The 22,742-nt window shown below is 71.4% G+C and carries 22 protein-coding genes, 5 tRNA genes and 1 pseudogene; 5 read left to right on the top strand and 23 right to left on the bottom strand.

Annotation, left to right across the window (positions count from 1 at the left end; translation table 11 throughout):
• Window position 1: 1 nt before the first annotated feature.
• The 6 genes from ACFWFZ_RS05515 to ACFWFZ_RS05490 form a co-directional block, all read right to left on the bottom strand.
• Window positions 2–649 (bottom strand): YceD family protein, encoded by a 648-nt coding sequence (locus tag ACFWFZ_RS05515; RefSeq protein ID WP_387117338.1) that lies wholly within the window; start codon window positions 647–649, stop codon window positions 2–4.
• A gap of 150 nt (window positions 650–799) precedes the next feature.
• Window positions 800–1,885, bottom strand: coding sequence for a cell division initiation protein (locus ACFWFZ_RS05510; RefSeq protein ID WP_387116993.1), 1,086 nt, complete (start codon window positions 1,883–1,885; stop codon window positions 800–802).
• Between the two features lie 103 nt (window positions 1,886–1,988).
• Complete coding sequence (coaD, locus tag ACFWFZ_RS05505) at window positions 1,989–2,468, bottom strand: pantetheine-phosphate adenylyltransferase (RefSeq protein WP_387117335.1); 480 nt, start codon at window positions 2,466–2,468, stop codon at window positions 1,989–1,991.
• A gap of 14 nt (window positions 2,469–2,482) precedes the next feature.
• On the bottom strand, window positions 2,483–3,061 hold the full coding sequence (gene rsmD, locus ACFWFZ_RS05500; protein WP_387116990.1) for a 16S rRNA (guanine(966)-N(2))-methyltransferase RsmD: 579 nt from the start codon (window positions 3,059–3,061) through the stop codon (window positions 2,483–2,485).
• A gap of 73 nt (window positions 3,062–3,134) precedes the next feature.
• Window positions 3,135–5,327, bottom strand: a complete 2,193-nt coding sequence (gene recG / locus ACFWFZ_RS05495; protein ID WP_387116987.1) for an ATP-dependent DNA helicase RecG — start codon at window positions 5,325–5,327, stop codon at window positions 3,135–3,137.
• 26 nt (window positions 5,328–5,353) lie between these two features.
• Entirely contained in the window at window positions 5,354–7,045 is a 1,692-nt protein-coding gene (locus tag ACFWFZ_RS05490; protein ID WP_387116985.1) for a DAK2 domain-containing protein, read from the bottom strand.
• 243 nt (window positions 7,046–7,288) lie between these two features.
• Between ACFWFZ_RS05490 and rpmB the strand changes: the two genes are divergently transcribed.
• A complete protein-coding gene (rpmB, locus tag ACFWFZ_RS05485; protein ID WP_007266795.1) occupies window positions 7,289–7,474 on the top strand; it encodes a 50S ribosomal protein L28 in 186 nt (61 codons plus the stop codon).
• A gap of 149 nt (window positions 7,475–7,623) precedes the next feature.
• On the opposite strand, the gene thiD is transcribed toward rpmB, so the two are convergent.
• Window positions 7,624–8,424: a bifunctional hydroxymethylpyrimidine kinase/phosphomethylpyrimidine kinase gene (thiD, locus tag ACFWFZ_RS05480; RefSeq protein WP_387116981.1), complete on the bottom strand. Its 801-nt coding sequence runs from the start codon at window positions 8,422–8,424 to the stop codon at window positions 7,624–7,626.
• Window positions 8,421–9,404 (bottom strand): thiamine-phosphate kinase, encoded by a 984-nt coding sequence (locus ACFWFZ_RS05475; RefSeq protein ID WP_387116978.1) that lies wholly within the window; start codon window positions 9,402–9,404, stop codon window positions 8,421–8,423. The genes thiD and ACFWFZ_RS05475 overlap by 4 nt, the downstream gene beginning before the upstream one ends.
• A 245-nt stretch (window positions 9,405–9,649) precedes the next feature.
• Between ACFWFZ_RS05475 and ACFWFZ_RS05470 the strand changes: the two genes are divergently transcribed.
• Entirely contained in the window at window positions 9,650–9,883 is a 234-nt protein-coding gene (locus ACFWFZ_RS05470; RefSeq protein WP_030011290.1) for an Lrp/AsnC family transcriptional regulator, read from the top strand.
• A gap of 23 nt (window positions 9,884–9,906) precedes the next feature.
• Complete coding sequence (locus tag ACFWFZ_RS05465) at window positions 9,907–10,401, top strand: DUF3515 family protein (RefSeq protein WP_387116975.1); 495 nt, start codon at window positions 9,907–9,909, stop codon at window positions 10,399–10,401.
• Between the two features lie 70 nt (window positions 10,402–10,471).
• Here the strand turns inward: ACFWFZ_RS05465 and ACFWFZ_RS05460 are convergent, their stop codons facing one another.
• From ACFWFZ_RS05460 to ACFWFZ_RS05450, 3 genes are read right to left on the bottom strand one after another with little or no spacing between them, the layout of a single operon-like run.
• On the bottom strand, window positions 10,472–11,629 hold the full coding sequence (locus tag ACFWFZ_RS05460) for a D-alanine--D-alanine ligase family protein (RefSeq protein ID WP_387116972.1): 1,158 nt from the start codon (window positions 11,627–11,629) through the stop codon (window positions 10,472–10,474).
• 39 nt (window positions 11,630–11,668) lie between these two features.
• Window positions 11,669–12,679 (bottom strand): NAD(P)H-dependent glycerol-3-phosphate dehydrogenase, encoded by a 1,011-nt coding sequence (locus ACFWFZ_RS05455; RefSeq protein ID WP_387116969.1) that lies wholly within the window; start codon window positions 12,677–12,679, stop codon window positions 11,669–11,671.
• Window positions 12,676–13,428 (bottom strand): lysophospholipid acyltransferase family protein, encoded by a 753-nt coding sequence (locus tag ACFWFZ_RS05450; RefSeq protein ID WP_387116967.1) that lies wholly within the window; start codon window positions 13,426–13,428, stop codon window positions 12,676–12,678. The genes ACFWFZ_RS05455 and ACFWFZ_RS05450 overlap by 4 nt, the downstream gene beginning before the upstream one ends.
• Window positions 13,429–13,598: 170 nt before the next feature.
• On the opposite strand from ACFWFZ_RS05450, the pseudogene cofC reads away from it, so the two are divergent.
• Window positions 13,599–14,276: pseudogene (gene cofC / locus ACFWFZ_RS05445) on the top strand (2-phospho-L-lactate guanylyltransferase); the annotation flags it as partial.
• A gap of 309 nt (window positions 14,277–14,585) precedes the next feature.
• On the opposite strand, the gene ACFWFZ_RS05440 reads toward cofC, so the two are convergent.
• The 4 genes from ACFWFZ_RS05440 to leuC form a co-directional block, all read right to left on the bottom strand.
• Window positions 14,586–15,260 carry an HU family DNA-binding protein gene (locus ACFWFZ_RS05440; protein WP_387116964.1) on the bottom strand — a complete coding sequence of 225 codons (675 nt, stop codon included), beginning with the start codon at window positions 15,258–15,260 and terminating at the stop codon, window positions 14,586–14,588.
• A gap of 144 nt (window positions 15,261–15,404) precedes the next feature.
• Window positions 15,405–15,632, bottom strand: a complete 228-nt coding sequence (locus ACFWFZ_RS05435; RefSeq protein WP_387116961.1) for a hypothetical protein — start codon at window positions 15,630–15,632, stop codon at window positions 15,405–15,407.
• Between the two features lie 137 nt (window positions 15,633–15,769).
• Window positions 15,770–16,363 (bottom strand): 3-isopropylmalate dehydratase small subunit, encoded by a 594-nt coding sequence (leuD, locus tag ACFWFZ_RS05430; RefSeq protein WP_387116958.1) that lies wholly within the window; start codon window positions 16,361–16,363, stop codon window positions 15,770–15,772.
• 4 nt (window positions 16,364–16,367) lie between these two features.
• Window positions 16,368–17,792: a 3-isopropylmalate dehydratase large subunit gene (leuC, locus tag ACFWFZ_RS05425; protein ID WP_387116955.1), complete on the bottom strand. Its 1,425-nt coding sequence runs from the start codon at window positions 17,790–17,792 to the stop codon at window positions 16,368–16,370.
• A 183-nt stretch (window positions 17,793–17,975) separates the two neighbouring features.
• Here leuC and ndgR point away from each other — a divergent pair, with 183 nt between their 5' ends.
• Window positions 17,976–18,692 carry an IclR family transcriptional regulator NdgR gene (ndgR, locus tag ACFWFZ_RS05420; protein WP_112450208.1) on the top strand — a complete coding sequence of 239 codons (717 nt, stop codon included), beginning with the start codon at window positions 17,976–17,978 and terminating at the stop codon, window positions 18,690–18,692.
• Window positions 18,693–18,861: 169 nt separating this feature from the next.
• On the opposite strand, the gene ACFWFZ_RS05415 is transcribed toward ndgR, so the two are convergent.
• The 8 genes from ACFWFZ_RS05415 to ACFWFZ_RS05380 all read right to left on the bottom strand — a co-directional run bounded on the left by ACFWFZ_RS05415 (window position 18,862) and on the right by ACFWFZ_RS05380 (window position 22,667).
• Window positions 18,862–18,934 (bottom strand) — tRNA-Glu (locus ACFWFZ_RS05415).
• A 15-nt stretch (window positions 18,935–18,949) separates the two neighbouring features.
• Window positions 18,950–19,021 (bottom strand) — tRNA-Gln (locus ACFWFZ_RS05410).
• Window positions 19,022–19,042: 21 nt separating this feature from the next.
• A tRNA-Glu gene (locus ACFWFZ_RS05405) sits at window positions 19,043–19,115 on the bottom strand.
• A 63-nt stretch (window positions 19,116–19,178) separates the two neighbouring features.
• Window positions 19,179–19,251: transfer RNA gene (locus ACFWFZ_RS05400), tRNA-Glu, on the bottom strand.
• 27 nt (window positions 19,252–19,278) lie between these two features.
• Window positions 19,279–19,350 (bottom strand) — tRNA-Gln (locus ACFWFZ_RS05395).
• 85 nt (window positions 19,351–19,435) lie between these two features.
• Window positions 19,436–20,164: an HAD family hydrolase gene (locus tag ACFWFZ_RS05390; RefSeq protein WP_387116950.1), complete on the bottom strand. Its 729-nt coding sequence runs from the start codon at window positions 20,162–20,164 to the stop codon at window positions 19,436–19,438.
• Between the two features lie 246 nt (window positions 20,165–20,410).
• A complete protein-coding gene (gene gltX, locus ACFWFZ_RS05385; RefSeq protein ID WP_387116947.1) occupies window positions 20,411–21,886 on the bottom strand; it encodes a glutamate--tRNA ligase in 1,476 nt (491 codons plus the stop codon).
• Window positions 21,879–22,667 carry a fumarylacetoacetate hydrolase family protein gene (locus tag ACFWFZ_RS05380; RefSeq protein WP_387116944.1) on the bottom strand — a complete coding sequence of 263 codons (789 nt, stop codon included), beginning with the start codon at window positions 22,665–22,667 and terminating at the stop codon, window positions 21,879–21,881. The genes gltX and ACFWFZ_RS05380 overlap by 8 nt, the downstream gene beginning before the upstream one ends.
• Between the last annotated feature and the right edge of the window lie 75 nt (window positions 22,668–22,742).

The raw sequence follows: 22,742 nt of genomic DNA, 5'->3' as shown, positions 1-22,742 counted from the left end.
GCTACTTCTCCTGCTTCTCGGCGGCGCTCTGAACTCCGTCAGACGCAGTGCCGCTCATGTTGTCCTTCTCATCGCCCTGATCGGTGACGAGTCCCTGCAATGCCGCCCAACGGATGTCGACGGCGTCATGGTGGTGGTCCGGGTCGTCGTTCAGGCTGACCCCGCAATCGGGGCACAGTCCGAGACAGTCCTCCCGGCACACCGGCTGCATCGGCAGTGCGAGCACCACCGCATCCCGCAGCACGGGTTCGAGGTCGAACAAACCGTCCTCGAGGAAGAGCGTGTCCTCGTCGTCCTCGGCGTCGTCGGCCGGCTCCGCCTTGGCGCGGCCCCGGTCGTCGGCGTCAGGGTACGAGAACATCTCCTGGAAGTCCGCCTTGAGCTCACGCTCGACGGCCTCCAGACACCTTACGCACTCCCCCGTCGCCGATGCACGGACGGTGCCTGTGACAAGCACCCCTTCCATGACCGACTCCAGGCGGAGGGTGAGCTTCACCGGGGCGCCTTCCGGCACTCCGATCACGCCGGCGAGACCGAGGTCCGCCGGTGCGTCGATCTCGCGGGACAGCCGCTGCATGGCACCAGGACGCCGACCCAGCTCGTGCGTGTCGAACACGAGGGGGTTGCGGTGGTCGAGGCGGGTGTTCAGGGCCGTTCCTGCTTTCACAGATCGCTGAAGATCGAAGAATGTGCGTGGATCCCGCACGTACGGGCAGCACGGATCGCGGTGCATACGCGCGACCGAACAGCCAGGATACCCGGCGCGTCGCTCTGAGCCCAATCCGGGCCCAGGCGCCCCCTAGCGTCCCTGTTCGTACTGGCGCAGCTGATCCAGGTTGATCATGCTCGTGTCGAAGAAGCTGGTCTCGTCGAGCGAGGGCTGCTGGGCCTGGTGGGCCTGCTGCGCCTGGTGGGCCTGCTGCGGCTGCTGGTAGACGGCGTACGGATCGGGCTGCTGCGCATCGTAGTGCGCGGCGTAGGCCGCTCCGGTGGAGCCGGTGCCCGCACCGGCGTACGGATCCGGCTGCTGCGAGTAGCCCCCGTACGGATCCTGGTAGGAGTACGCGTCCTGCTGGGCGGCGGGCTGCTGGTAGGCGTACGAGTCGTACAGGGGCTCCGGCTGGGCCGGGACCGGCGCCGGCGCGTGCGGGGGCTCCGGCTCCGCCAGGCCCGCCAGGAAGTCGGAGTCGCTCGCCGAGCGGGATCCCTGGCCCCCGGCCGCGTCCTGGGCCGCCATGTGCACGCCCAGGTCGTCCGTCGGGACCCGGCCGAGCAGCTTCTGGCGGCCGCGGCCCACGGCCTCCAGGGTCTTGGAGAGCACCGCCTCGAAGGTCGCGAGCTTGGTGTCCACGTACGCGTCGGCCTGCTGCCGCTGCGTCTCGGGGTCGTGGCTGCGCTCGGGGGCGTCCGCGTCCGGGTAGCCGTCCTCGTCCAGGCCCGGGCCGCGGCCCAGCAGCTTCTCCCGGCCCCGGTCCACCGAGCCGATCGTCTTGGTCAGCACGACCTCGAAGTTCGCGAGCTTGCTGTCGACGTAGTCGTCGGCCTCGGCCCGGATCTCCTCGGCCTCCCGGCGGGCCTCCTCCAGGATCCGGTCCGCCTCGGCCTGGGAGCGCCGCGCGATCTCGGTGTCGGCGATCAGCGAACCGCGCTGGTCGTGGGCGGCCCCGATGATCCGCTCGGCCTCCCGGCGGGCGTCCTCGACCATCTGCTCCCGGCCGCCGAGGAGCTCCTGCGCCTGCGCGAGCGAGCCGGGGAGCGCCTGGCGGACCTCTTCGAGCTGGGCGAGCAGCTCGGCGCGGTTGATCACGCAGGAGGCCGACATGGGCATGGACCGGGCGCCGCCGACGGCCGCGACGATCTCGTCGAGCTTCTTCTGCACGTCCATGGGGGCTCGCACTCTCTCGGCCTCGGGCGGTTCCTGAGACGGACGGGACGACTGTAAGGCCACCGGGCGGGCCCCCGACACCGACTGACGGCCCGTCAGGGGGTCAGCGCTCGCGCAGCCGCTCCAGCAGCGCCGAGTGCACGTGCGCGGGCAGCAGGTGGGCGACGTCGCCGCCCCACGCCGCGACCTCCTTGACCAGCGAGGAGGACAGGAAGCTGTAGGTGGGGTTGGTCGGCACGAACAGCGTCTCGACGCCCGACAGGCCGATGTTCATCTGGGCCATCTGGAGCTCGTAGTCGAAGTCGCTGACCGCGCGCAGGCCCTTGACGATGGCCGGGATGTCCCGCTGCTTGCAGAAGTCGACGAGCAGTCCGTGGAAGGACTCGACCTGGACGTTGCCGTAGTCGGCCGTGGCCTCGCGGATCAGCTCCATCCGCTCCTCGACGGTGAAGAGGCCCTTCTTCGACTGGTTGATCATCACGGCGACATGGACGACGTCGTAGAGCCTGGAGGCGCGTCCGATGATGTCGAGGTGTCCGTTGGTGATGGGGTCGAAGGACCCCGGACAGACGGCGCGGCGCAACTGAGCTCCCTCGTTCATGAGTCTTCGCGGGTGTTGGCGGCGCGGCCGTACCACAGGGTGCCCTCGCCGTACTTGCGCGACCGGAGCGGCTCGAAGCCCTCGGGCCACGGGAAGGCGCCGCTCCTGGTGCTGCGCTCCACGGTGACGAGCGCGCCGTCCGTGATCCAGCCATTGGACCGGAGTGTGAGGAGGATCTCCCGCAGGTCCGCGCTGTCCACGGCGTACGGCGGGTCCAGGAAGACGACGTCGTACGGGTCCCCGGCCGCGCGGGCGGCCACGATCTGCTCGGCCCTGCCGGCGCGGAACTCGGCTCCGGGCAGGCCCAGCGTCCTGATGTTGTCCCGGATCGCCTTGGCAGCCTTGGGATCCGACTCGACCAGGAGGGCGTGGTCCGCGCCCCGGGAGAGGGCCTCCAGGCCGACGGCGCCGGAGCCGCCGTACAGGTCGAGCACCCGGGCCCCTTCGACCCCGTGCAGGGACTCCCAGGTGGAGAAGAGGCCTTCGCGCATCCGGTCCGAGGTCGGGCGGGTGCCGGTGCCGGGGGGCACGGCCAGCCGTCGCCCGCCGGCGCTGCCGGCGATCACGCGGGTCATCTGGGTCCTTCGGTACGGCGGTAGGGGGTGCCGCGGCGGTCCGCCGCGGCACTCCAACGATAGGTCGTACCGCTCAGCCCTTCTCCAGGTACTGCTCGCGCTCGGTGTCGAGCAGGGCGTCCAGCGCGGTCCGCAGGCCCGGCAGCCGCTCCAGTGCCGGGTCCTCGGCCACGACGCGGGTGGCCTCCTCCCGGGCCTGGGCGATGACCTCCTCGTCCTCGATGACGGCGAGCATGCGCAGCGAGGAGCGCACTCCGGACTGGGCCTGGCCCAGGACGTCGCCCTCGCGGCGCTGTTCCAGGTCGATCCGGGAGAGCTCGAAGCCGTCGAGGGTGGCGGCGACGGCCGCCAGCCGAGCCCGTGCGGGGCTCGCCTCGTGCATCTCGCTGACCAGCAGGCACAGGCCGGGGGCGGAGCCGCGGCCGACGCGGCCGCGCAGCTGGTGGAGCTGCGAGACGCCGAACCGGTCCGCGTCCATGATCACCATGACGGTGGAGTTGGGGACGTTCACACCGACCTCGATGACGGTGGTGGCGACCAGCACCTTGACCTCGCCGGCCGCGAACCGGCGCATGACGTCGTCCTTGTCGGCGGGGTCCATCCGGCCGTGCAGCACCTCGACGCCGAGCCCGGCCAGCGGGCCCCGGCCGAGCTGCTCGGCGATCTCCAGGACCGCCAGCGGCGGCCTCTTGTCGGCCTCGTCCGCGGCCTGCTTCTTCTTCGGGTCGTCCTCCCCGTCGCCGATACGCGGGCAGACGACATACGCCTGGTGGCCCTTGTCCACCTCCTCGCGGACCCGCTCCCAGGCCCGGGCGAGGAAGTGCGGCTTGTCCTTGGCCGGCACCACGTGGGTGGCGATCGGCGAGCGGCCTGCGGGCAGCTGGTCGAGGACGGAGGTCTCCAGGTCGCCGAAGACGGTCATGGCGACAGTGCGCGGGATCGGGGTGGCGGTCATCACCAGCAGGTGCGGGGGCTGCTTGCCCTTGGAGCGCAGCGCGTCGCGCTGCTCCACCCCGAAGCGGTGCTGTTCGTCGACGACGACCAGGCCGAGGTCGTGGAACTGCACCTTGTCCTCGATCAGCGCGTGCGTGCCGATGACGATCCCGGCCTCCCCGGTGACCAGGTCCAGCAGGGCCTGGCGGCGCGCGGGCATCCCCATAGACCCGGTGAGCAGCACGACCTTGGTGCCCTGGTCGGACCCGCCGAGCATGCCGCCCTCGGCCAGTTCGCCCATCATCTCGACGATGGAGCGGTGGTGCTGCTGGGCGAGCACCTCGGTGGGCGCGAGCATCGCCGCCTGCCCGCCGGAGTCCACGACGGCCAGCATCGCCCGCAGGGCCACCATTGTCTTCCCGCTTCCGACCTCGCCCTGGAGGAGGCGGTGCATGGGGTGGCTGGTGGCGAGGTCGTCGAAGATCTCCTTCGAGACCTTCTGCTGGCCCTCGGTGAGGGTGAAGGGCAGCTTGGCGTCGAAGGCGTCGAGCAGCCCGCCGGGGGCGGGGCGGCGCGGGACGGCCGGGAGCTGGGCGTCGGCGTGGCGGCGGCGGGCCAGGGCGACCTGGAGGACGAAGGCCTCGTCCCATTTCAGGCGCTGCCGGGCGTCCTCGATGTCGGCCTTGGTGGCCGGCCGGTGGATCTTCAGCAGGGCCTCGGTGAGCGGGACCAGGCCGCGGCCCTCGCGCAGGGCGGCCGGCAGCGGGTCCACGGCCTCCTGGGCGCTGGGCAGTACGGCGTCCACGCACTTGGCGATCTTCCAGGACTCCAGCTTCGCGCAGGCCGGGTAGATCGGGATCAGCTGGTTGGCGAAGGCGTTGGCGGCGTCCCGGTCGGAGGCGTCGCCGCCGAGCGGCTCGTACGCCGGGTGCGCGAGCTGGAGCTTGTGGTTGAACTTGGAGACCTTGCCGGCGAACATCGCGCGGCTGCCGGGGAGCAGTTCCTTGTGCGGCTTGTGGACCCCGGCGCCGAAGAAGACCAGCTGGAGCCGGCCGCTGCCGTCGGTGATGGTCACCTCCAGCCGCTTGCCCCGGCCCCCGTTGAAGGTCAGGATGCGGGCGTCGGCGACCTGCGCGACGACGGTCACGTGCTCGTCGATCTGGTCGGCGAGCTCGGCCAGCGAGGTCAGCTCACCCCGCTCGGCGTACCGCCTGGGGTAGTGGTGGAGCAGGTCCAGGGCCGTGTGCAGGCCGAGCTGCTCGGCCAGCACCTTGGCGGTGGCGGGGCCGAGCGTCTTCTTGAGGTCTTCGTCGAGCGCGGGCACGTGTTCCATTGCACACCATGGCGCTGACAAGCCCGCTATTCCACCCCGATGAGGAGCGGCGCCGAGTACCGGCCGCCGCGGTAGGTGACGGTGTCCACGGCCAGGTGGCCGGACTGGACGTACGCCTCCAGGCGTTCGGCGACGGCGTCCGGCACCTCCGGTCCGAGGACCAGGGTGACGAGTTCGCCGCCGGAGCCCAGCATCCGGTCCAGCACGGCCTCGGCGGTCTCGGGCAGGCCCGCGCCGATCACGGCGACGTCGCCGTCGATGAGGCCGAGCACGTCGCCGGCCTGGCAGATGCCGGCCGAGGTGAAGGACTGGCGTTCGGCGACGGCCAGTTCCCCGTAGCGGGTGGCGCCGGCCGCGGAGGTCATGGCCACCACGTCCTCGTCGAAGCTGCCGTCCGGGTCGTGGACGGCGAGGGCGGCCAGGCCCTGGACCGCGGACCGGGTGGGGATCACGGCCACCCGCACGCCCTCGGCGCGGGCCTGTTCTGCCGCGGTGGCCGCGGCGGCGCGCAGCTCGGCGCCGCCCGGCAGGAGCACCACCTCGCGGGCGTGGGCGCGGCGGACGGCGTCGAGGAGTTCGGCGGTGGCCGGGACCTCGCCGGGGCGTACGAGCACGGGGGTCGCGCCGGCCTCGGCGCACAGGCCGGCCAGCCCTTCGCCGGGGACCACGGCGACCACGGCCCGCTGGGCGCGTTCGCCGCGGCCCCGGCGGCGCTCGTCGCCGAAGTGCGTGATCCGGATCCGGTACGGCCGCCCGGCGACGACCCCCGCCTCCACGGCCGCGCCGGGGTCGTCGACGTGGACGTGGACGTTCCACAGTCCGTCGCCGCCGACCACGACCAGGGAGTCGCCGAGTCCGTCGAGGTGCGCGCGCAGTTCCGCGACCGCCGCCTCGGAGGCCTCCAGCAGGTAGATCACCTCGTACGCGGGGCCGTCCTCGTGCTGCTCGCAGGGGTCGGCGGGCCGCGGCGGCGACGTCACGGCCGCGCCCGTCGGCGGTTCGGCGGGCGGCTCCTGGCCGGACAGTGCCTGCCAGAGGGCGCCGAGTACGGCGACCAGCCCGCAGCCGCCGGCGTCGACCACCCCGGCCCGGCCCAGCGCGGCGAGCTGCCCGGGGGTCTCGGCGAGTGCGGCGCGGGCACCGTCGTAGGCGGCGCGGGCCACGTCGGCGGCGCTGCCCGCGGCCGACGAGGCCGCTTCTGCGGCCCGCGCGGCGGCGGCCGCGACGGAGAGCATGGTGCCCTCCACCGGGTGCGCGACGGCCGCGTAGGCCTCCTCAGCGGCCCGGGTGAGGGCGTGCGCCAGCAGCCCGCCGGGGTTGGTCTGCCGGCCTTCGGGCCCGGCGCCGAGTACGTCGGCCACTCCGCGCAGCAGCTGCGCGAGGATCGTGCCGGAGTTGCCGCGGGCGCCGACGAGTGCGCCGTGCGCCCAGGCCCGTACGGCCTCGGACAGCGAGGCCGGGTCCGTCGCGCCGGTCCCGTCCGCGGTTGCGTCAGCGGTCCAGGCGGCGTTCCGGCAGGTCTCGGTGAGCGCGCGGTCGGCGGACTCGGCGGTGAGGTAGAGGTTGGTGCCGGTGTCCGCGTCGGCGACCGGGTACACGTTGATCGCGTCGATGTCTTCGCGGGCCCGGCCCAGCGCGGCGAGGGCGAGCGAGCTCCAGGTGCGCACGGTTTCTGCGTCGAGCTCGTCGGCGGGCTGCGGCTGGGCCTCGTGCGGCACCGGGCGTTCCTCCTTGTGCGGGCCAGGGTTCACCGCAGCGTAACGAAGGACCGCGCCCCCGGGGTCCGGACCGCGGGGCCGGGTCGCCGGGCGCCGTGGTAGTTTTCTAGGACGGGCGCAGTCGTTGTATGCTGCTCCGGTTGCCCGATGAAAGTCGGGCCTTTTCCCCGGCAAGCCACCTCAGACCTCTGAACCGGTGCGCCGGTTTCACTGTAAGTGCATCTGAAGTCTTTGGAGTGACCTGTGGCTGCCAACTGCGACGTTTGCGCCAAGGGGCCGAGCTTCGGCAACAACATCTCCCACTCGCACCGCCGCACCTCGCGTCGCTGGAACCCGAACATCCAGCGCGTCCGTGCCGTGGTCAATGGGACGCCGAAGCGCCTCAACGCCTGCACCTCGTGCATCAAGGCCGGCAAGGTCTCGCGCTGACGCCCGCCGTAGCGCAGCCCCTTCCGGTTGCCAAGAAGGCCGGTCCACCTCTGGTGGACCGGCCTTTTGCCTTGTCCGGGGCTTGTCCCGGGGGTGCGGGCCGGGCCGGCGGAGCCCGGCGCCGGCCCCGCCGCTGACGGCAGGCCCTGTCAGCGCTGACGCCAGGCGTGGTCCACGGGGCCGATGCCGCCGCCGAGCGCGAAGCCGGCGGCGATGCCGCCCGTCACGTACTCCTTGGCGGCCGTGACGGCCTCCGGGACGGCCAGTCCCCTGGCCAGGCCGGCCGCGATCGCGCTGGCGAGGGTGCAGCCGGTGCCGTGGGTGTGCCGGTTGGAGTGGCGTGGGGCGCGCAGCCACCGCTCCTCGGTGCCGTCGGTGAGCAGGTCCACGGCCTCGTCGCCGTGCGCCGCCAGGTGCCCGCCCTTGATCAGCGCCCAGCGGGGCCCGTGGCCGAGGATCGCGTCGGCGGCCCGGCGCATGTCGTCCTCGCTCTCCACGACGACGCCGGTGAGCTGTGCGACCTCGTCCAGGTTGGGTGTGGCCACGGTGGCCCGCGGCAGGAGTTCGCCGCGTACGGCGTCCAGTGCCGAGGCGGCGAGCAGCGCGTCCCCGTGCTTGGAGACGCCGACGGGGTCCACGACGGCCGGGGCCTCGGTGTCGGCCAGCAGCGCGGCGACGGTCTCCACCAGTGCGGTGGAGGACAGCATGCCGGTCTTCACGGCGTGCACGCCGATGTCGTCCACGACGGCCCGGTACTGGGCCGTGACGGCCTCGGCGGGCAGCTCCCAGGCTCCCCGTACCCCGAGGGAGTTCTGTGCGGTCACGGCGGTCACCACGCTCATGCCGTGCACGCCGAGGGCCAGCATGGTCTTGAGGTCGGCCTGGATGCCCGCGCCGCCGCCGGAGTCCGATCCGGCGACGGTCAGGCACAGCGGCGGCGCGGGGTTCACTGCACGCCGTCCTGGGCGGACGGGTCGGCCCCGAAGTGGTCCCAGCCGCCGGTGCTGGTCCACGGCGCGCCGTCCACGGTCACCTGGGGCAGCGCGGAGCGGTTCAGCACCTCGCCGATGACCTTCCAGCGGGCGGGCAGCTTCACGTCGGGCGGGAAGGTCGCCACGATCGCGTGGTCCTCTCCCCCGGTGAGCACCCACTGGAGCGGGTCCACGCCGACGGCCTGCCCGATGTCGTGCATCTGCGTCGGGATGTCGACGGCCGCCGAGCGCAGGTCGATGCGTACCTTGCTGGCCTCGGCGATGTGCCCGAGGTCGGCGATCAGGCCGTCGCTGACGTCGGTCATGGCGCTGGCGCCGAGCCCGGCCGCCGCGGGACCCGCGTGGTACGGCGGCTCGGGGCGCCGGTGGGCCTCCACGAACGCCCGCGGGGAGCGGAAGCCGCGCGAGAGCACGGCGAATCCGGCCGCGGACCAGCCGAGCCAGCCGGTGACGGCGACGACGTCGCCGGGCTGGGCGCCGGAGCGCAGTACGGGTTCGTGGTTGCGCAGGTCGCCGAGGGCGGTGATGGAGACGGTGATGGTGTCTCCGCGGACGACGTCGCCGCCGACCACGGCGGCGCCGGCGACCTGGCACTCGTCGCGGATGCCGTCCATCAGCTCGGTGGGCCAGGTGACCGGGAGTTCGGCGGGTACGACGAGGCCGAGGAGCAGCGCGGTCGGCACGGCTCCCATGGCCGCGATGTCCGCCAGGTTCTGCGCGGCGGCCTTGCGGCCGACGTCGTAGGCCGTGGACCAGTCGCGCCGGAAGTGCCGGCCCTCCAGCAGGATGTCGGTGCTCGCCACGACCCGCCGGTCGGGGGCCGATACCACCGCGGCGTCGTCGCCGGGTCCGAGCCGGACCGCCGGGGTGGTGGTGAGCCGTGAGGTGAGCTCCCTGATCAGCCCGAACTCCCCCAGCTCGCCGACAGTGCCCTTCATCGCTGTGCCCCTTCTTGCCCAGTCCGCTTGCGGTCGCGAGCCGTCACAGCTCTGGGTACCGTCAACAGATACGTCAACTTCTGCTCTCCGTACGCCCCGCTGTGCGTGGCGCCGGGCCCGCAGGTCTCCCCGTGGCGCACGGCGACGCGGTACCGTGGCGTCCCTTCTTCCCCCGGCCCTGTCCATCGTGTGGGGTCCACCCGAAGACTAGGGGAAATGACCCTCGTGGCCGCCCTGGAGGTTCCGTGGTACAGGCGTACATCCTCATCCAGACCGAAGTGGGCAAGGCGTCCTTCGTCGCCGAGTCCATCGGCCAGATCCCGGGGGTGATCCAGGCCGAGGACGTGACGGGTCCGTACGACGTGATCGTGCGCGCCCAGGCCGACACCGTGGACGACCTCGGCCGCATGGTCGTCGCCAAGGTCCAGCAGGTGGAGGGGATCACCCGCACCCTGACCTGCCCGGTGGTCCATCTGTAGCCCCCGTCTACTCTTGGCCGGTGATGTCCCTCCACCGCCGGCCCCTCCGTGTCCTGGCCGTATCCGCCGCCCTGGCCGTGTCCGCCGCCCTGGCGGCGTGCTCCCCGGGCGGCTTCGAGGCCCGGGTGGAACCGCCGCCCGCGCCGCCGACCGACGTCGCGGGGTTCTGTGCGGCACTGCACAAGGAGCTCCCGGAGACGGTGGGCGGCCTGGCACGGACCCGGACCGAACCGGAGTCCGACCTGACCGCCTCGTGGGGCGGCTCGGCGATCGTACTGCGGTGCGGTATCCCCCAGCCCGCCGCGATGCTGGATCCGAAGCAGGAGGGCGTCCATGTGAACGACGTGGCCTGGCTGCTGGAGAAGGCCGGCGACGGCGGATTCCGTTTCACCACCGGTATGCGGCTGGCTTACACGGAGGTCCTGGTCGACAAGGAGCATGCCACGGACGCGGGGATGCTCGTCGGCCTGTCCGCGGCGATCGCCGCGACCGTGCCCGAGGGCTTCTCCTCCTACTGAGCTCCGGCACACCGCCGCCCGCCGCCCGCCCCCGTGAGGGGCGGCCGGCGGGCGGCGGCTGTACGTGGTGCTAGCGCAGCCCCGTGGAGCGGCGCAGGGCGGCCTGGATCAGGCGGTCCACCAGCTCCGGGTAGGCGATGCCCGTCTTCTCCCACATCAGCGGGTACATCGAGATCGGCGTGAAACCGGGCATCGTGTTGATCTCGTTGATCACGAACTCGCCGTCCTCGGTGAGGAAGAAGTCGGCCCGCACGAGGCCCTCGCACGACGCGGCCTCGAACGCCTCGATCGCGAGCCGCCGGACCTCGGCGGTCTGCTCCGGGGTGAGCGGGGCGGGCACGATCCCGGAGGCGGAGTCGATGTACTTCGCCTCGAAGTCGTAGAAGTCGTGGCTGGAGACCGGCGGGATCTCGGCGGGCACGCTGGCCCGCGGGCCGTCCTCGAACTCCAGGACGCCGCACTCGATCTCGCGGCCGCGCAGCAGCGCCTCCACGATGATCTTCGGGTCGTGGCGCCGGGCCTCCTTGACGGCGGCCTCCAGGCCGGAGGCGTCGTCGACCTTGGTGATGCCGATCGAGGAGCCGGCCCGGGCGGGCTTCACGAAGAGGGGCCAGCCGTGCTCGGCGGCGAAGTCCAGGATCCTGGCGGTGGCGGCGTCCCGGTCGGCTTCCCACTCGCGGGGGCGGATGGTCACGTACGGGCCGACGCTGAGCCCGAAGGAGGTGAACACCCGCTTCATGTAGTCCTTGTCCTGCCCGACGGCCGAGGCGAGGACGCCCGAGCCGACGTACGGGATGCCGGAGAGCTCCAGGAGGCCCTGGAGGGTGCCGTCCTCGCCGTAGGGGCCGTGCAGCACGGGGAAGACGACGTCGACCTCGCCCAGGGCCTTCGGGACGGCGCCCGGCTCGGTGTAGACGACCTGGCGGCTGGCCGGGTCGACCGAGAGCACGACGGCGCCGTCCTCGGACTCGGCGAGCTCCTCGACGCTCGGGAGCCTGCGGTCTGCGATGGCCATCCGCGCGGGCTCGTCGGCGGTCAGCGCCCACCGGCCGTCCGTGGTGATGCCGATGGGCAGCACCTCGTACTTGGACCGGTCGATGGAGCGCAGTACGGCGCCCGCCGTGACGACCGAGATGGCGTGTTCCGAGCTGCGGCCGCCGAACACGACGGCCACGCGGGGCTTGCGGCCCTGCTGCTCAGGGGTCTGGGGGAGGTTCTCGCTGCTCATATCGGCATGAGAGTACCCGCTCATGCGTCCGGAAAGGAGTTAGCGACGTTCCGGTTTGGCGCTGCGGCCCATCAGTTCCTTCAGGGCCACGAGGGTGGGCTTGCCGTGGTGGACGATGTCCACGACGGTCTCGGTGATCGGCATGTCCACCCCGTGCCGGCTCGCGAGATCGGCCACAGACTGGCAGGACTTGACTCCCTCGGCGGTCTGCTTGGTGACCGCGATGGTCTCCTCTAGGGTCATCCCGCGGCCGAGGTTGGTGCCGAAGGTGTGGTTCCGGGAGAGCGGCGAGGAGCAGGTGGCGACGAGGTCGCCGAGGCCCGCGAGGCCGGAGAAGGTGAGGGGGTCGGCGCCCATGGCCACGCCCAGGCGGGTCGCTTCGGCGAGTCCGCGGGTGATGAGCGATCCCTTGGTGTTGTCGCCGAGGCCCATGCCGTCCGCGATGCCGACGGCGAGGCCGATGACGTTCTTGACGGCGCCGCCGAGCTCGCACCCGATGACGTCGGTGCTGGTGTACGGGCGGAAGTACGCGGTGTGGCAGGCGGCCTGGAGGCGCTGTGCCACGGCCTCGTCCACGCAGGCGACGACGGAGGCCGCGGGCTGGCGGGCGGCGATCTCGGCGGCCAGGTTGGGGCCGGTGACGACGGCGATGCGCTCGGCGGGGACCTTGGCCACCTCCTCGATGACCTCGCTCATCCGCTTGGCGGTGCCGAGTTCGATGCCCTTCATGAGGGAGACGAGCACCGTGTCGGGGGCCAGCAGCGGTGCCCATGCGGCGAGGTTGTCGCGCAGGGTCTGGGAGGGGACGGCCAGGACGGTGAAGTCGGCGCCCGCCGCGGCCTCGGCCGGATCGACGGTGGCCCGGATGTTGGCGGGGAGTTCGACGTCCGGGAAGTAGTCCGGGTTGGTCCGGCCCGTGTTGATGGCGTCGACGACCTCGCTGCGGCGGCCCCAGAGGGTCACCTCGCAGCCGGCGTCGGCGAGCACGATGGCGAAGGCCGTGCCCCAGGAGCCTGTTCCGAAGACGGTCGCCTTCATGGGACGTGTCACTTCATTCCCTCCCCTGCGGCCTTGCGCCGCTGTTCCGCCCTGGCGTTGCGATGGTCGTACGGCTGCGCGGGCGCGGTCTCCCCCCGCACCTCCTCCAGGAGGCCGGTGACGGCCGCCATGATGACCTCGGTGGCCTCCTTGAGGACCTCCGGGGTGGGTTCCCGGTCGTAGTAGGCCGAGAGGTCCACGGGCGGTCCGGCGAGCACCTGGAGGGTCTTGCGCGGGAGGAGCCGGACCTTGTTCTCCTTGGCGTACGGCGGCATCGCGAGGTTGGCGCCCCACTGGGCCACCGGGATGACGGGCGCCCTGGTGATCAGCGCGACGCGGGCGACGCCGGTCTTGCCGGCCATCGGCCACATGTCGGGATCCCGGGTCAGGGTGCCTTCCGGGTAAAAGGCGACGCATTCGCCGCGCTCGATGGCGTCGACGGCGGCCCGGAATGCGTCCAGCGCGTTGGTGCTCTCCCGGTAGACGGGGATCTGCCCGCTGCCGCGGAGGATCGCCCCGACAAACGGCACCTTGAAGAGGGCGGCCTTGGCGAGCAATCGGGGCACGCGGCCGGTGTTGTACTGGAAGTGTGCGTACGAGAGCGGGTCCAGATACGAGTTGTGATTGACGGCGGTGATGAATCCGCCCTCGGCCGGAATGTGCTCCATTCCCCGCCAGTCCCGCTTGAACAGCACTACCAGCGGCGGTTTTGCGATGACCGCCGCCAGGCGGTACCAGAAGCCGATTCTGCGGCGGGACACTCGGACACCTTCCTCTAGGACCGGTGCGCGGCTGGGGCACCTCGTCGTCGGCCGGACAAGTGTCACCCCGGGCCCGGTCTCTGTCGAGAACACCGTACGCCCCGCTCAGGCCGCCGGACTCCCGCCCCTGCCCGGGCGGGGGCGACAATGGGGCCACACATGACCCGGCCATGACCCGGCCTTGGCGCGGGGAGGGGCCGGGGCGCACCGGAGGGAAGGGGTCTGTCACGAACGCCGTCTGGAGTCTGGTGGTCCCGCTGAAACCGCTGTCGGTGGCCAAGAGCCGGCTCGCCGCTGCCGTGGGGGCCTCCCGTCCGGGGCTCGCCCTGGCCTTCGCCCAGGACACCGTCGCGGGGGCGCTGGCCTGCGCCGCGGTCGCGGATGTGGTGGTCGTCACGGACGACGCCGGAGCCGGTGCGGAACTGGCCAGGCTGGGGGCGCGGATCGTCCCGGACGCCCCTGCGGCCGGGCTCAACGCGGCGCTGGCGCACGGCGCACGGGCGGCGCGCGAGGGGCGGCCCGCCGCCGCGGTCGCGGCGATGAACGCCGACCTGCCGGCGCTGCGGCCCCCCGAATTGCTACGCGTGCTCGAAAACGCCTCGGCATTTCCACGGGCATTTCTGGCGGATGCGGCCGGAATCGGGACGACCTTGCTTTCCGCAGCACCGGACGTGGAATTGGCCCCCTCCTTCGGAGGGCCGTCGCGGGCCAGGCATTCCGCCTCGGGAGCGGTGGAAATCGCACTGGCGGACGTGGACAGCGTGCGCCGGGACGTGGACACCGCGGCCGACCTGCGGACGGCGCTCGCCCTCGGTGTGGGGCGTCACACGGCCCGATACAGTGCGGGTATGCAGGCGACCGCGTACACGTACGACTCCCAGACCCGCAGCGGCAGTGTGCTGCTGGACGACGGCACCCCGGTGTCCTTCGAGGCCCCGGCGTTCGACGCGGGCGGCCTGCGGCTGCTGCGCCCCGGACAGCGGGTCCGGATCGAGACCGACGGCAAGGGCGCGGACCTGCGGATCACCCTGGTCACTCTCCAGACCTTCTGAACCGGTCGGCCGCGGCGCCCGCGAGGCGGCCGGCGGCCCCGGAACGCACCGCGGGCCGGCTTCCCCAGAGAGGGGAAGCCGGCCCGGCGTGTGTGACTCGTGCCCTTACTTCTTGCGGGCGGTGGTCTTCTTCGCGGTGGCCTTGCGGGTCGCCGTCTTCTTGGCCGGCGCCTTCGTCGCTGCGGTGACCTTCTTGGCCGCCGGGGCGGTCTTCTTCGCGGCGGCGGTGGTCTTCTTCGCCGCGGCCGTGGCCTTCTTGGCGGTGGTGGCCTTCTTGGCGGTGGCCGTCGCCTTCTTCGCCGTGGCCGTGCTCTTCACGGCCGTCTTCTTGGCGGTCGCGGTGGTCTTCGCCGTGGTCTTCTTTGCGACCGCGGTCTTCGCCGCGGTCTTCTTGGCGGTGGTGGCCTTCTTCGCCGCGGCCTTCTTGACCGTCGCGGAGGCACCGCCGCTGAGGCTGCCCTTCGGCGCCTTCTTCACCGACACCTCGCCACCCTTGGGCAGCTTCTTGGTGCCGCTGACCAGGTCCTTGAAGCCCTGGCCGGCGCGGAAACGGGGCACGGAGGTCTTCTTGACCCGGACGCGCTCACCCGTCTGCGGGTTGCGGGCGTAACGGGCCGGACGGTCGACCTTCTCGAACGAGCCGAAGCCCGTGACCGAGACCCGGTCGCCCGCGACGGTAGCGCGGACGATCGCGTCCAGTACCGCGTCGACAGCGTCCGCGGCCTGCTGGCGGCCGCCCAGCTTGTCGGCAATCGCTTCTACGAGCTGCGCCTTGTTCACGTCTTCCCCTTCGGAGACATCGCCAGAACGAATGTGTTCAAGCTTATTTCGCACGTTAGGCGGATATATACCGCAAATCAAACACGAAACGGGCTAATCACCCTAGTGCCGCAACGCCGGAGGCGGTTACGGAGTTCCTTCGCATCAGTCGCCTTCAGGGAATCGACCCTCGTCGAGGTCCTTCATCAACCTGTCCAGGCGCCTTGCCGCATCGGCGAGATCATGCTTCGCCGCGGCCGTGACGACCAACAGCTTCCGGGACAGCGCCATCCTTACGCCCTCCGGGACTTGCAGTGAGCGCACCCGTGTGTGTGCTTTTTTCAGCCGGTCCGCGACGAGCTCGTAGAGCTCGAGTTGACTGTCGCGTTCCATGCACAGATTGTGCCATCTGGGGCGAGTTGTCGCCTCACGGGGCCTCAACAAACGGCTGTGCCCCCCGCCGGAAGGCGGGGGGCACAGTGTTGTCCATGTGATCACCCAAGGGTGAATAAGCGCTGATCAGGCTGGAATCAGGCCTGAATCGTGCGCGGCTTGAAGGCCGGGCGGGCGCTTTCGTAGGTGGCGATGTCCGCTTCGTTCTGAAGGGTGAGCGAGATGTCGTCCAGGCCTTCCAGCAGACGCCAGCGGGCGTTGTCGTCGAGTTCGAACTCGGCCACGACGCCTTCCGCGCGCACCTGGCGGTCGACCAGGTCGACCGTGATCTCGGCGGTGGGGTCGGCCTCGGTGAGCTGCCACAGCTGCTCGACGGTCTCCTGCGGGAGCACCACGGTCAGCAGGCCGTTCTTCAGCGAGTTCCCGCGGAAGATGTCGGCGAAGCGGGAGGAGATGACCGTCTTGAAGCCGAAGTTCTGCAGGGCCCATACGGCGTGCTCGCGCGAGGAGCCGGTGCCGAAGTCGGGGCCGGCGACGAGCACGGTCGCCCCGGCGCGCTCGGGGCGGTTCGTGACGAACTCCGGGTCCTTGCGCCAGGCCTCGAAGAGCCCGTCCTCGAACCCGTCGCGGGTGATCTTCTTTAGCCAGTGGGCCGGGATGATCTGGTCGGTGTCGACGTTGCTGCGGCGCAGCGGGACGGCCCGGCCGGTGTGGACGGTGAAGGCTTCCATGGTTTCAGACTCCGGCGGTCGCGTCGGCGGCGGACAGGTCGGCGGGCGAGGCCAGATGGCCCAGCACCGCGGTGGCGGCGGCCACCTGCGGGGAGACCAGGTGGGTGCGCCCGCCCTTGCCCTGCCGGCCCTCGAAGTTGCGGTTGGAGGTGGACGCGGAGCGCTCACCGGGCGCGAGTTGGTCGGGGTTCATGCCCAGGCACATCGAACAGCCCGCGTGCCGCCATTCGGCGCCGGCCTCCTTGAAGACCTTGTCCAGGCCCTCCTCCACGGCCTGGAGGGCGACACGGACCGAGCCCGGGACGACCAGCATCCGTACGCCGTCGGCGACTTTGCGGCCCTCGATGATCCCGGCGACGGCGCGCAGGTCCTCGATGCGGCCGTTGGTGCAGGAACCTACGAAGACGGTGTCGACCCTGATGTCGCGGAGCGGCTGCCCGGCGGTCAACCCCATGTACTCCAGGGCCTTTTCGGCCGCGAGCCGCTCCGAAGCGTCCTCGTACGAAGCCGGGTCGGGGACGTGCGCCGACAGCGGCGCGCCCTGGCCCGGGTTGGTGCCCCAGGTGACGAACGGCGACAGCGCGGAGCCGTCGATGACGACCTCCGCGTCGAAGACCGCGTCATCGTCGGTGCGCAGGGTCTTCCAGTACGCGACGGCCGCGTCCCAGTCCTCGCCCACGGGCGCGTGGTCACGGCCCTGGAGGTAGTCGAAGGTGGTCTGGTCGGGGGCGATCATGCCCGCCCGGGCGCCGGCCTCGATCGACATGTTGCAGATGGTCATGCGGGCTTCCATCGAGAGCCGCTCGACGGCCTCGCCGCGGTACTCCAGGATGTAGCCCTGGCCGCCGCCGGTGCCGATCTTGGCGATGATCGCCAGGATCAGGTCCTTCGCGGTGACTCCCTCGGCCAGCTCGCCGGTGACAGTGATCGCCATCGTCTTCGGGCGGGCCAGCGGCAGCGTCTGGGTGGCCAGCACGTGCTCGACCTGGCTGGTGCCGATGCCGAAGGCCAGCGCGCCGAAAGCGCCGTGGGTGGAGGTGTGCGAGTCGCCGCAGACCACGGTGGTGCCGGGCTGGGTCAGGCCCAGCTGCGGTCCCACGACGTGGACGACACCCTGCTCGACATCGCCCAGCGAGTGCAGGCGGACGCCGAACTCGGCGCAGTTCGCCCGCAGCGTCTCCAGCTGGGCGCGGGAGACCGGGTCGGCGATCGGCTTGTCGATGTCGAGGGTGGGGGTGTTGTGGTCCTCGGTCGCGATGGTGAGGTCGAGGCGTCGGACCTTGCGGCCGGCCTGGCGCAGTCCTTCGAAGGCCTGCGGGCTGGTCACCTCGTGCAGCAGGTGCAGATCGATGAAGAGGAGGTCGGGCTCGCCTTCGGCGCGCCGGACGACATGGTCGTCCCAGACCTTCTCCGCGAGTGTCCTACCCATCGCTTTCCCTCCGGCCGGCGAGGTTGTGCCGGCGCTTCATAGAGATTCGTGCGCCTGACGCCCGTACCCCACGTCCCGGACGACGGCTCGGACCCAGTGGTTCGTGGACCCGCACATACAGACTCGCTGGTTCTTGGAAAAATTGAACTTGCGTTTCACAGTGTGAGACGCGAATATCGTTTCATGGACAACTCTAGCGGCGTCGGCGTTCTCGACAAGGCAGCTCTGGTATTGAGCGCACTGGAGTCCGGTCCGGCCACCCTCGCCGGGCTGGTCGCGGCGACAGGGCTCGCACGACCCACGGCACATCGCCTTGCCGTGGCACTGGAACACCACCGGATGGTGGCGAGGGACATGCAGGGCCGGTTCATCCTCGGTCCGCGGCTGGCGGAGCTCGCCGCCGCGGCCGGCGAGGACCGCCTGCTGGCCACGGCGGGACCGGTACTCACCCACCTCCGTGACGTGACGGGCGAGAGCGCGCAGCTCTACCGCCGTCAGGGAGACATGCGCATCTGCGTGGCGGCCGCGGAGCGGCTGTCCGGCCTTCGCGACACCGTCCCGGTGGGCTCGACCCTGCCGATGAAGGCCGGTTCGGCCGCGCAGATCCTGATGGCCTGGGAGGAGCCCGAGCGGCTCCACCGCGGCCTCCAGGGCGCGCGCTTCACGGCCACGGCGCTCTCGGGCGTCCGGCGCCGCGGCTGGGCGCAGTCGATCGGCGAGCGGGAGCCCGGCGTGGCGTCCGTCTCGGCGCCGGTGCGCGGGCCGTCGAACCGCGTGGTGGCCTCCGTCTCGGTCTCCGGGCCGATCGAGCGGCTGACCCGCCACCCGGGCCGGATGCACGCCCAGGCCGTCATCGACGCGGCCGCCCGGCTCACGGAGGCGCTGCGCCGCTCCAGCTGACGCCCGACCCCACCTGCCCGCCCCGGGCCCGGGGGCGCGTTCGACGCCGCACACGTCCGAACACGCGCCTCCGGGCCCGTACTTACGTCGCTCGCGTCCGCACCGGCACAGCCGTCGGCACACAGCGAAGAGGCCCTCCGCGACGAACGCGGAGGGCCTCTTCGATGCGTACCCCCGACCGGATTCGAACCGGCGCTACCGCCTTGAGAGGGCGGCGTGCTAGGCCGCTACACAACGGGGGCTTGCTCTGTACTGCGCTGGGCTACCAGGACTCGAACCTAGAACAAAGGAACCAGAAACCTTCGTGTTGCCAATTACACCATAGCCCAATGTGGTCTATACCAGACCAGTACCCCCGACCGGATTCGAACCGGCGCTACCGCCTTGAGAGGGCGGCGTGCTAGGCCGCTACACAACGGGGGCCCTAGCGATCCTGCATCAAGACGTCCGGGAGCTACCCAATGGAGATCTTGCGGGAAGGATCTGTACCCCCGACCGGATTCGAACCGGCGCTACCGCCTTGAGAGGGCGGCGTGCTAGGCCGCTACACAACGGGGGCAAAGCACTGCGTTACTACTGCACTGCGCTGGGGTACCAGGACTCGAACCTAGAATAAGGGAACCAGAAACCCTCGTGTTGCCAATTACACTATACCCCACCGAAAGTCAAGCCTTTGGGGGCTTTTCCTTCGAGTGGCGCCTCCGTCCGGCCTTTCGGCCCGCTCCGGCGGCGCAGAAAGAACATTACCGGATGCCTGACCGTGCTCCAAAACGGGTATCCCGTGCCAGCAGCTCGGGCAGCCGGTCAAGGCCTTCGATCCGGTGCGCCCCCTCGGGGCCGGGCCCCCGGAGGCCGTCCCGGTCGATCCAGACGGCCAGCAGCCCCGCGTCGCGGGCGCCGCGCGCGTCGATCTCGGGCTGATCCCCCACGTACGCCACCTCCTCGGGCGGCAGTCCCAGCGCCTCGCACGCGGCGAGGAACGCCTCCGCCTCGGGCTTGCTGACGCCGAGCTCCACGGCGCAGACCAGCACCTCGAAGCGCTCGCGCAGCCCGAGATGGCGCAGCTTGGGGTCCTGGTTGGCGGTGGAGGAGTTGGAGAGCACCCCGTGCCGGTAGTCGGCCGCGAGGGCGTCGAGCGCCGGCACCACGTCGGGGAAGACGGTCCAGGCGGCCTTGTAGTGCTCGACGTAACTGTCGAACCAGGCGTCGGCCTCGGCCGCGGTCATGCGGGGCTCGTCGAGGAACTCCCGTACCCGCTCCTGCCGCTGCCCCTGGAAGGTGCCCACCCCCGCGGCGAAGCGCGCCCAGTGGCGGTCGGTGATCTCCCGCCAGCGCGCGAGGGCCTGCACGGGGGTGCCGTACCGCTCCGCGAGCCGGACGGCCTCCAGTTGCGCCGCGAGTCCGGCCGCGTCGGCTCCCGTGTAGTCGAAGAGGGTGTCGTCGATGTCCCACAGCACGGCGCGGATCGGCATACGCCCGAGCCTACGCCGCGGGCACCCGCTCGGTGGGCACGATGAGGAAGTCCGTCCCGAAACCCGTGGCCTGCCCCTCGGCGCGGTAGCGGCCCGGGGCGGGTTCGGTTCCGCCGGAGCTTCGGGGCCACCGCCGACAACGGCGCAGGGGGCGGCGGCCCGGAGTTCGGGCGCCGCCCCCTGCGGGACGTGCGGATGCGCGGGCCGGCTAGTGCCGCGACGGGGCGAACGTCGCCTGACGCGGCACTAGCCGGCCAGCTTCGCCAGGGCCGCGTCGATACGGGCCAGCGAGCGCTCCTTGCCCAGGATCTCCAGGGACTCGAAGAGCGGCAGGCCGACCGTGCGGCCGGTGACGGCGACGCGGACCGGGGCCTGGGCCTTGCCGAGCTTGAGGCCGTGGGCCTCGCCGGCGGTCAGGACGGCCTGCTTGAGGGACTCGGGGTCCGACCAGTCGGCACCGGCGAGCTTCTCGCGGGCGGTGGTCAGCAGGGCCGCGGGCTCGCCCTTCATCGCCTTGTCCCAGGAGGCCCGGTCCTCGACGGGCTCCTTGCGGAACAGGAAGTCGACGTTGGCGGTGATCTCCGACAGGACGCCGACGCGGGTCTGGGCGTACGGCGCGATGCGCTCCCAGGCCTCGGCGTCGAAGTCCTCGGGCTCCCAGTTGGCGTGCGGGGCCTGCAGCCACGGGGCGCAGCGGTCCGCGAAGACCTTCGGGTCGAGCAGGCGGATGTGGTCGCCGTTGATCGACTCGGCCTTCTTCAGGTCGAAGCGCGCCGGGTTGGCGTTGACGCCGTCGATGTCGAACTTCTGGACCATCTCCTCGATCGAGAAGACGTCCTGGTCCTTGGAGAAGGACCAGCCGAGGAGCGAGAGGTAGTTCAGCAGGCCCTCGGGGAGGAAGCCGCGCTCGCGGTACAGGTTGAGCGAGGCCTCGGGGTCGCGCTTGGAGAGCTTCTTGTTGCCTTCCCCCATCACGTACGGCAGGTGGCCGAAGGCGGGGGTGCTCTTGGCGACGCCCAGCTCGATCAGCGCCTTGTAGAGGGCGATCTGGCGGGGGGTCGAGGAGAGGAGGTCCTCGCCGCGGAGCACGTGCGTGATCTCCATCAGCGCGTCGTCGACCGGGTTGACCAGGGTGTAGAGCGGGGCGCCGTTGGCCCGGACGATGCCGAAGTCCGGCACGTTCTCCGGGGTGAAGGTCAGCTCGCCGCGGACCAGGTCGGTGAAGGTGATGGGCTCGTCGGGCATCCGGAAGCGGACGATCGCGGGCCGGTGCTCGCCCTGGTAGGCCTCGACCTGCACGGTGGTGAGCTCGCGGCAGTGGCCGTCGTAGCCGGAGGGCTTGCCGGCCGCGCGGGCGGCGGCACGGCGCGCGTCGAGCTCCTCGGTGGTGCAGTAGCAGTGGTAGGCGTAGCCGCCGTCGAGCAGCTTCTGCGCGACGTCCTTGTAGATGTCCATGCGCTCGGACTGGCGGTACGGGGCGTGCGGACCGCCGACCTCGGGGCCCTCGTCCCAGGTGAAGCCGAGCCACCGCAGCGAGTCGAGCAGCTGCCCGTAGGACTCCTCGGAGTCGCGGGCCGCGTCGGTGTCCTCGATGCGGAAGACGAACGTGCCGCCGTGGTGGCGCGCGAACGCCCAGTTGAAGAGGGCGGTGCGGACCAGGCCCACGTGGGGGTTGCCGGTCGGGGAGGGACAGAAACGTACGCGGACAGGTCCGTTAACCACGCTTGATCACCTTGTTGGTGAGAGTGCCGATGCCTTCGATGGTGACGGCGACCTCGTCGCCGACGTTGAGGGGGCCGACTCCGGCCGGGGTCCCCGTGAGGATGACGTCGCCGGGGAGCAGCGTCATGGCCTCGGTGATGTGGACGACCAGGTCCTCGATGGAGCGGACCATGTCACTGGTGCGGCCGAGCTGGCGCTGTCGGCCGTTGACCGTGCACTGGATGGCCAGGTCCGCCGGGTCCAGGTCGGTCTCGATCCAGGGGCCGAGGGGGCAGGAGCTGTCGAAGCCCTTGGCGCGGGCCCACTGCTTCTCCCGCTGCTGGACGTCGCGCGCCGTGACGTCGTTGGCGCAGGTGTAGCCGAAGATGACGTCCTTGACGCGCTCCCTGGGGACCTCGCGGCACATGCGGCCGATGACCACGGCGAGCTCCGCCTCGTGGTGGAGGTCCTGGGAGAAGGAGGGGTAGGTGATCGGGTCGCCCGGGCCGACCACGGAGGTGGACGGCTTGAAGAAGGTGATGGGGGCGTCCGGGACCTCGTTGCCGAGCTCCGCCGCGTGCTCCGCGTAGTTGCGGCCGATGGCCACGACCTTGTTCGGGAGCACGGGCGGCAGGAGCCGGACCTTGCTCAGCGGGACCTTCGTACCCGAGAGCTCGAAGTCCGCGAACGGGATGCCCTTGATGATGTCGAGCACGAGCGACGCTTCGTTGCCGGGGGCGGCGTCGCCCTCGACCGCGCCGAACGCGACATTGCCGTCGATCGAGAACCTGGCGATGCGCACGTGTTGCGTCTGCCCCTCTGTATTTCCGCTGGCTGGAGTCTGCGGTCCCCAGGCTAACGCGGCGGGCAGCGGCGC

This window comes from Streptomyces sp. NPDC060232, from assembly GCF_042726555.1.
Taxonomy (GTDB): Bacteria; Actinomycetota; Actinomycetes; order Streptomycetales; family Streptomycetaceae; genus Streptomyces.
Note: the sequence above shows the minus strand (reverse complement) of the source record. Positions and strands in the feature narration are given on the sequence as shown.

Bases quoted from the DNA above. Each gene is read 5' to 3' on its own strand.
- ACFWFZ_RS05510 (WP_387116993.1), bottom strand. From the start codon at position 1,885: ATGGACGTGCAGAAGAAGCTCGACGAGATCGTCGCGGCCGTCGGCGGC.
- ACFWFZ_RS05460 (WP_387116972.1), bottom strand. From the start codon at position 11,629: ATGAGCAGCGAGAACCTCCCCCAGACCCCTGAGCAGCAGGGCCGCAAG.
- leuC (WP_387116955.1), bottom strand. From the start codon at position 17,792: ATGGGTAGGACACTCGCGGAGAAGGTCTGGGACGACCATGTCGTCCGG.
- ACFWFZ_RS05435 (WP_387116961.1), bottom strand. From the start codon at position 15,632: ATGGAACGCGACAGTCAACTCGAGCTCTACGAGCTCGTCGCGGACCGG.
- ACFWFZ_RS05475 (WP_387116978.1), bottom strand. From the start codon at position 9,404: ATGAAGGGCACTGTCGGCGAGCTGGGGGAGTTCGGGCTGATCAGGGAG.
- rsmD (WP_387116990.1), bottom strand. From the start codon at position 3,061: ATGACCCGCGTGATCGCCGGCAGCGCCGGCGGGCGACGGCTGGCCGTG.
- ndgR (WP_112450208.1), top strand. From the start codon at position 17,976: ATGGACAACTCTAGCGGCGTCGGCGTTCTCGACAAGGCAGCTCTGGTA.
- ACFWFZ_RS05465 (WP_387116975.1), top strand. From the start codon at position 9,907: ATGTCCCTCCACCGCCGGCCCCTCCGTGTCCTGGCCGTATCCGCCGCC.
- recG (WP_387116987.1), bottom strand. From the start codon at position 5,327: ATGGAACACGTGCCCGCGCTCGACGAAGACCTCAAGAAGACGCTCGGC.
- ACFWFZ_RS05390 (WP_387116950.1), bottom strand. From the start codon at position 20,164: ATGCCGATCCGCGCCGTGCTGTGGGACATCGACGACACCCTCTTCGAC.
- leuD (WP_387116958.1), bottom strand. From the start codon at position 16,363: ATGGAAGCCTTCACCGTCCACACCGGCCGGGCCGTCCCGCTGCGCCGC.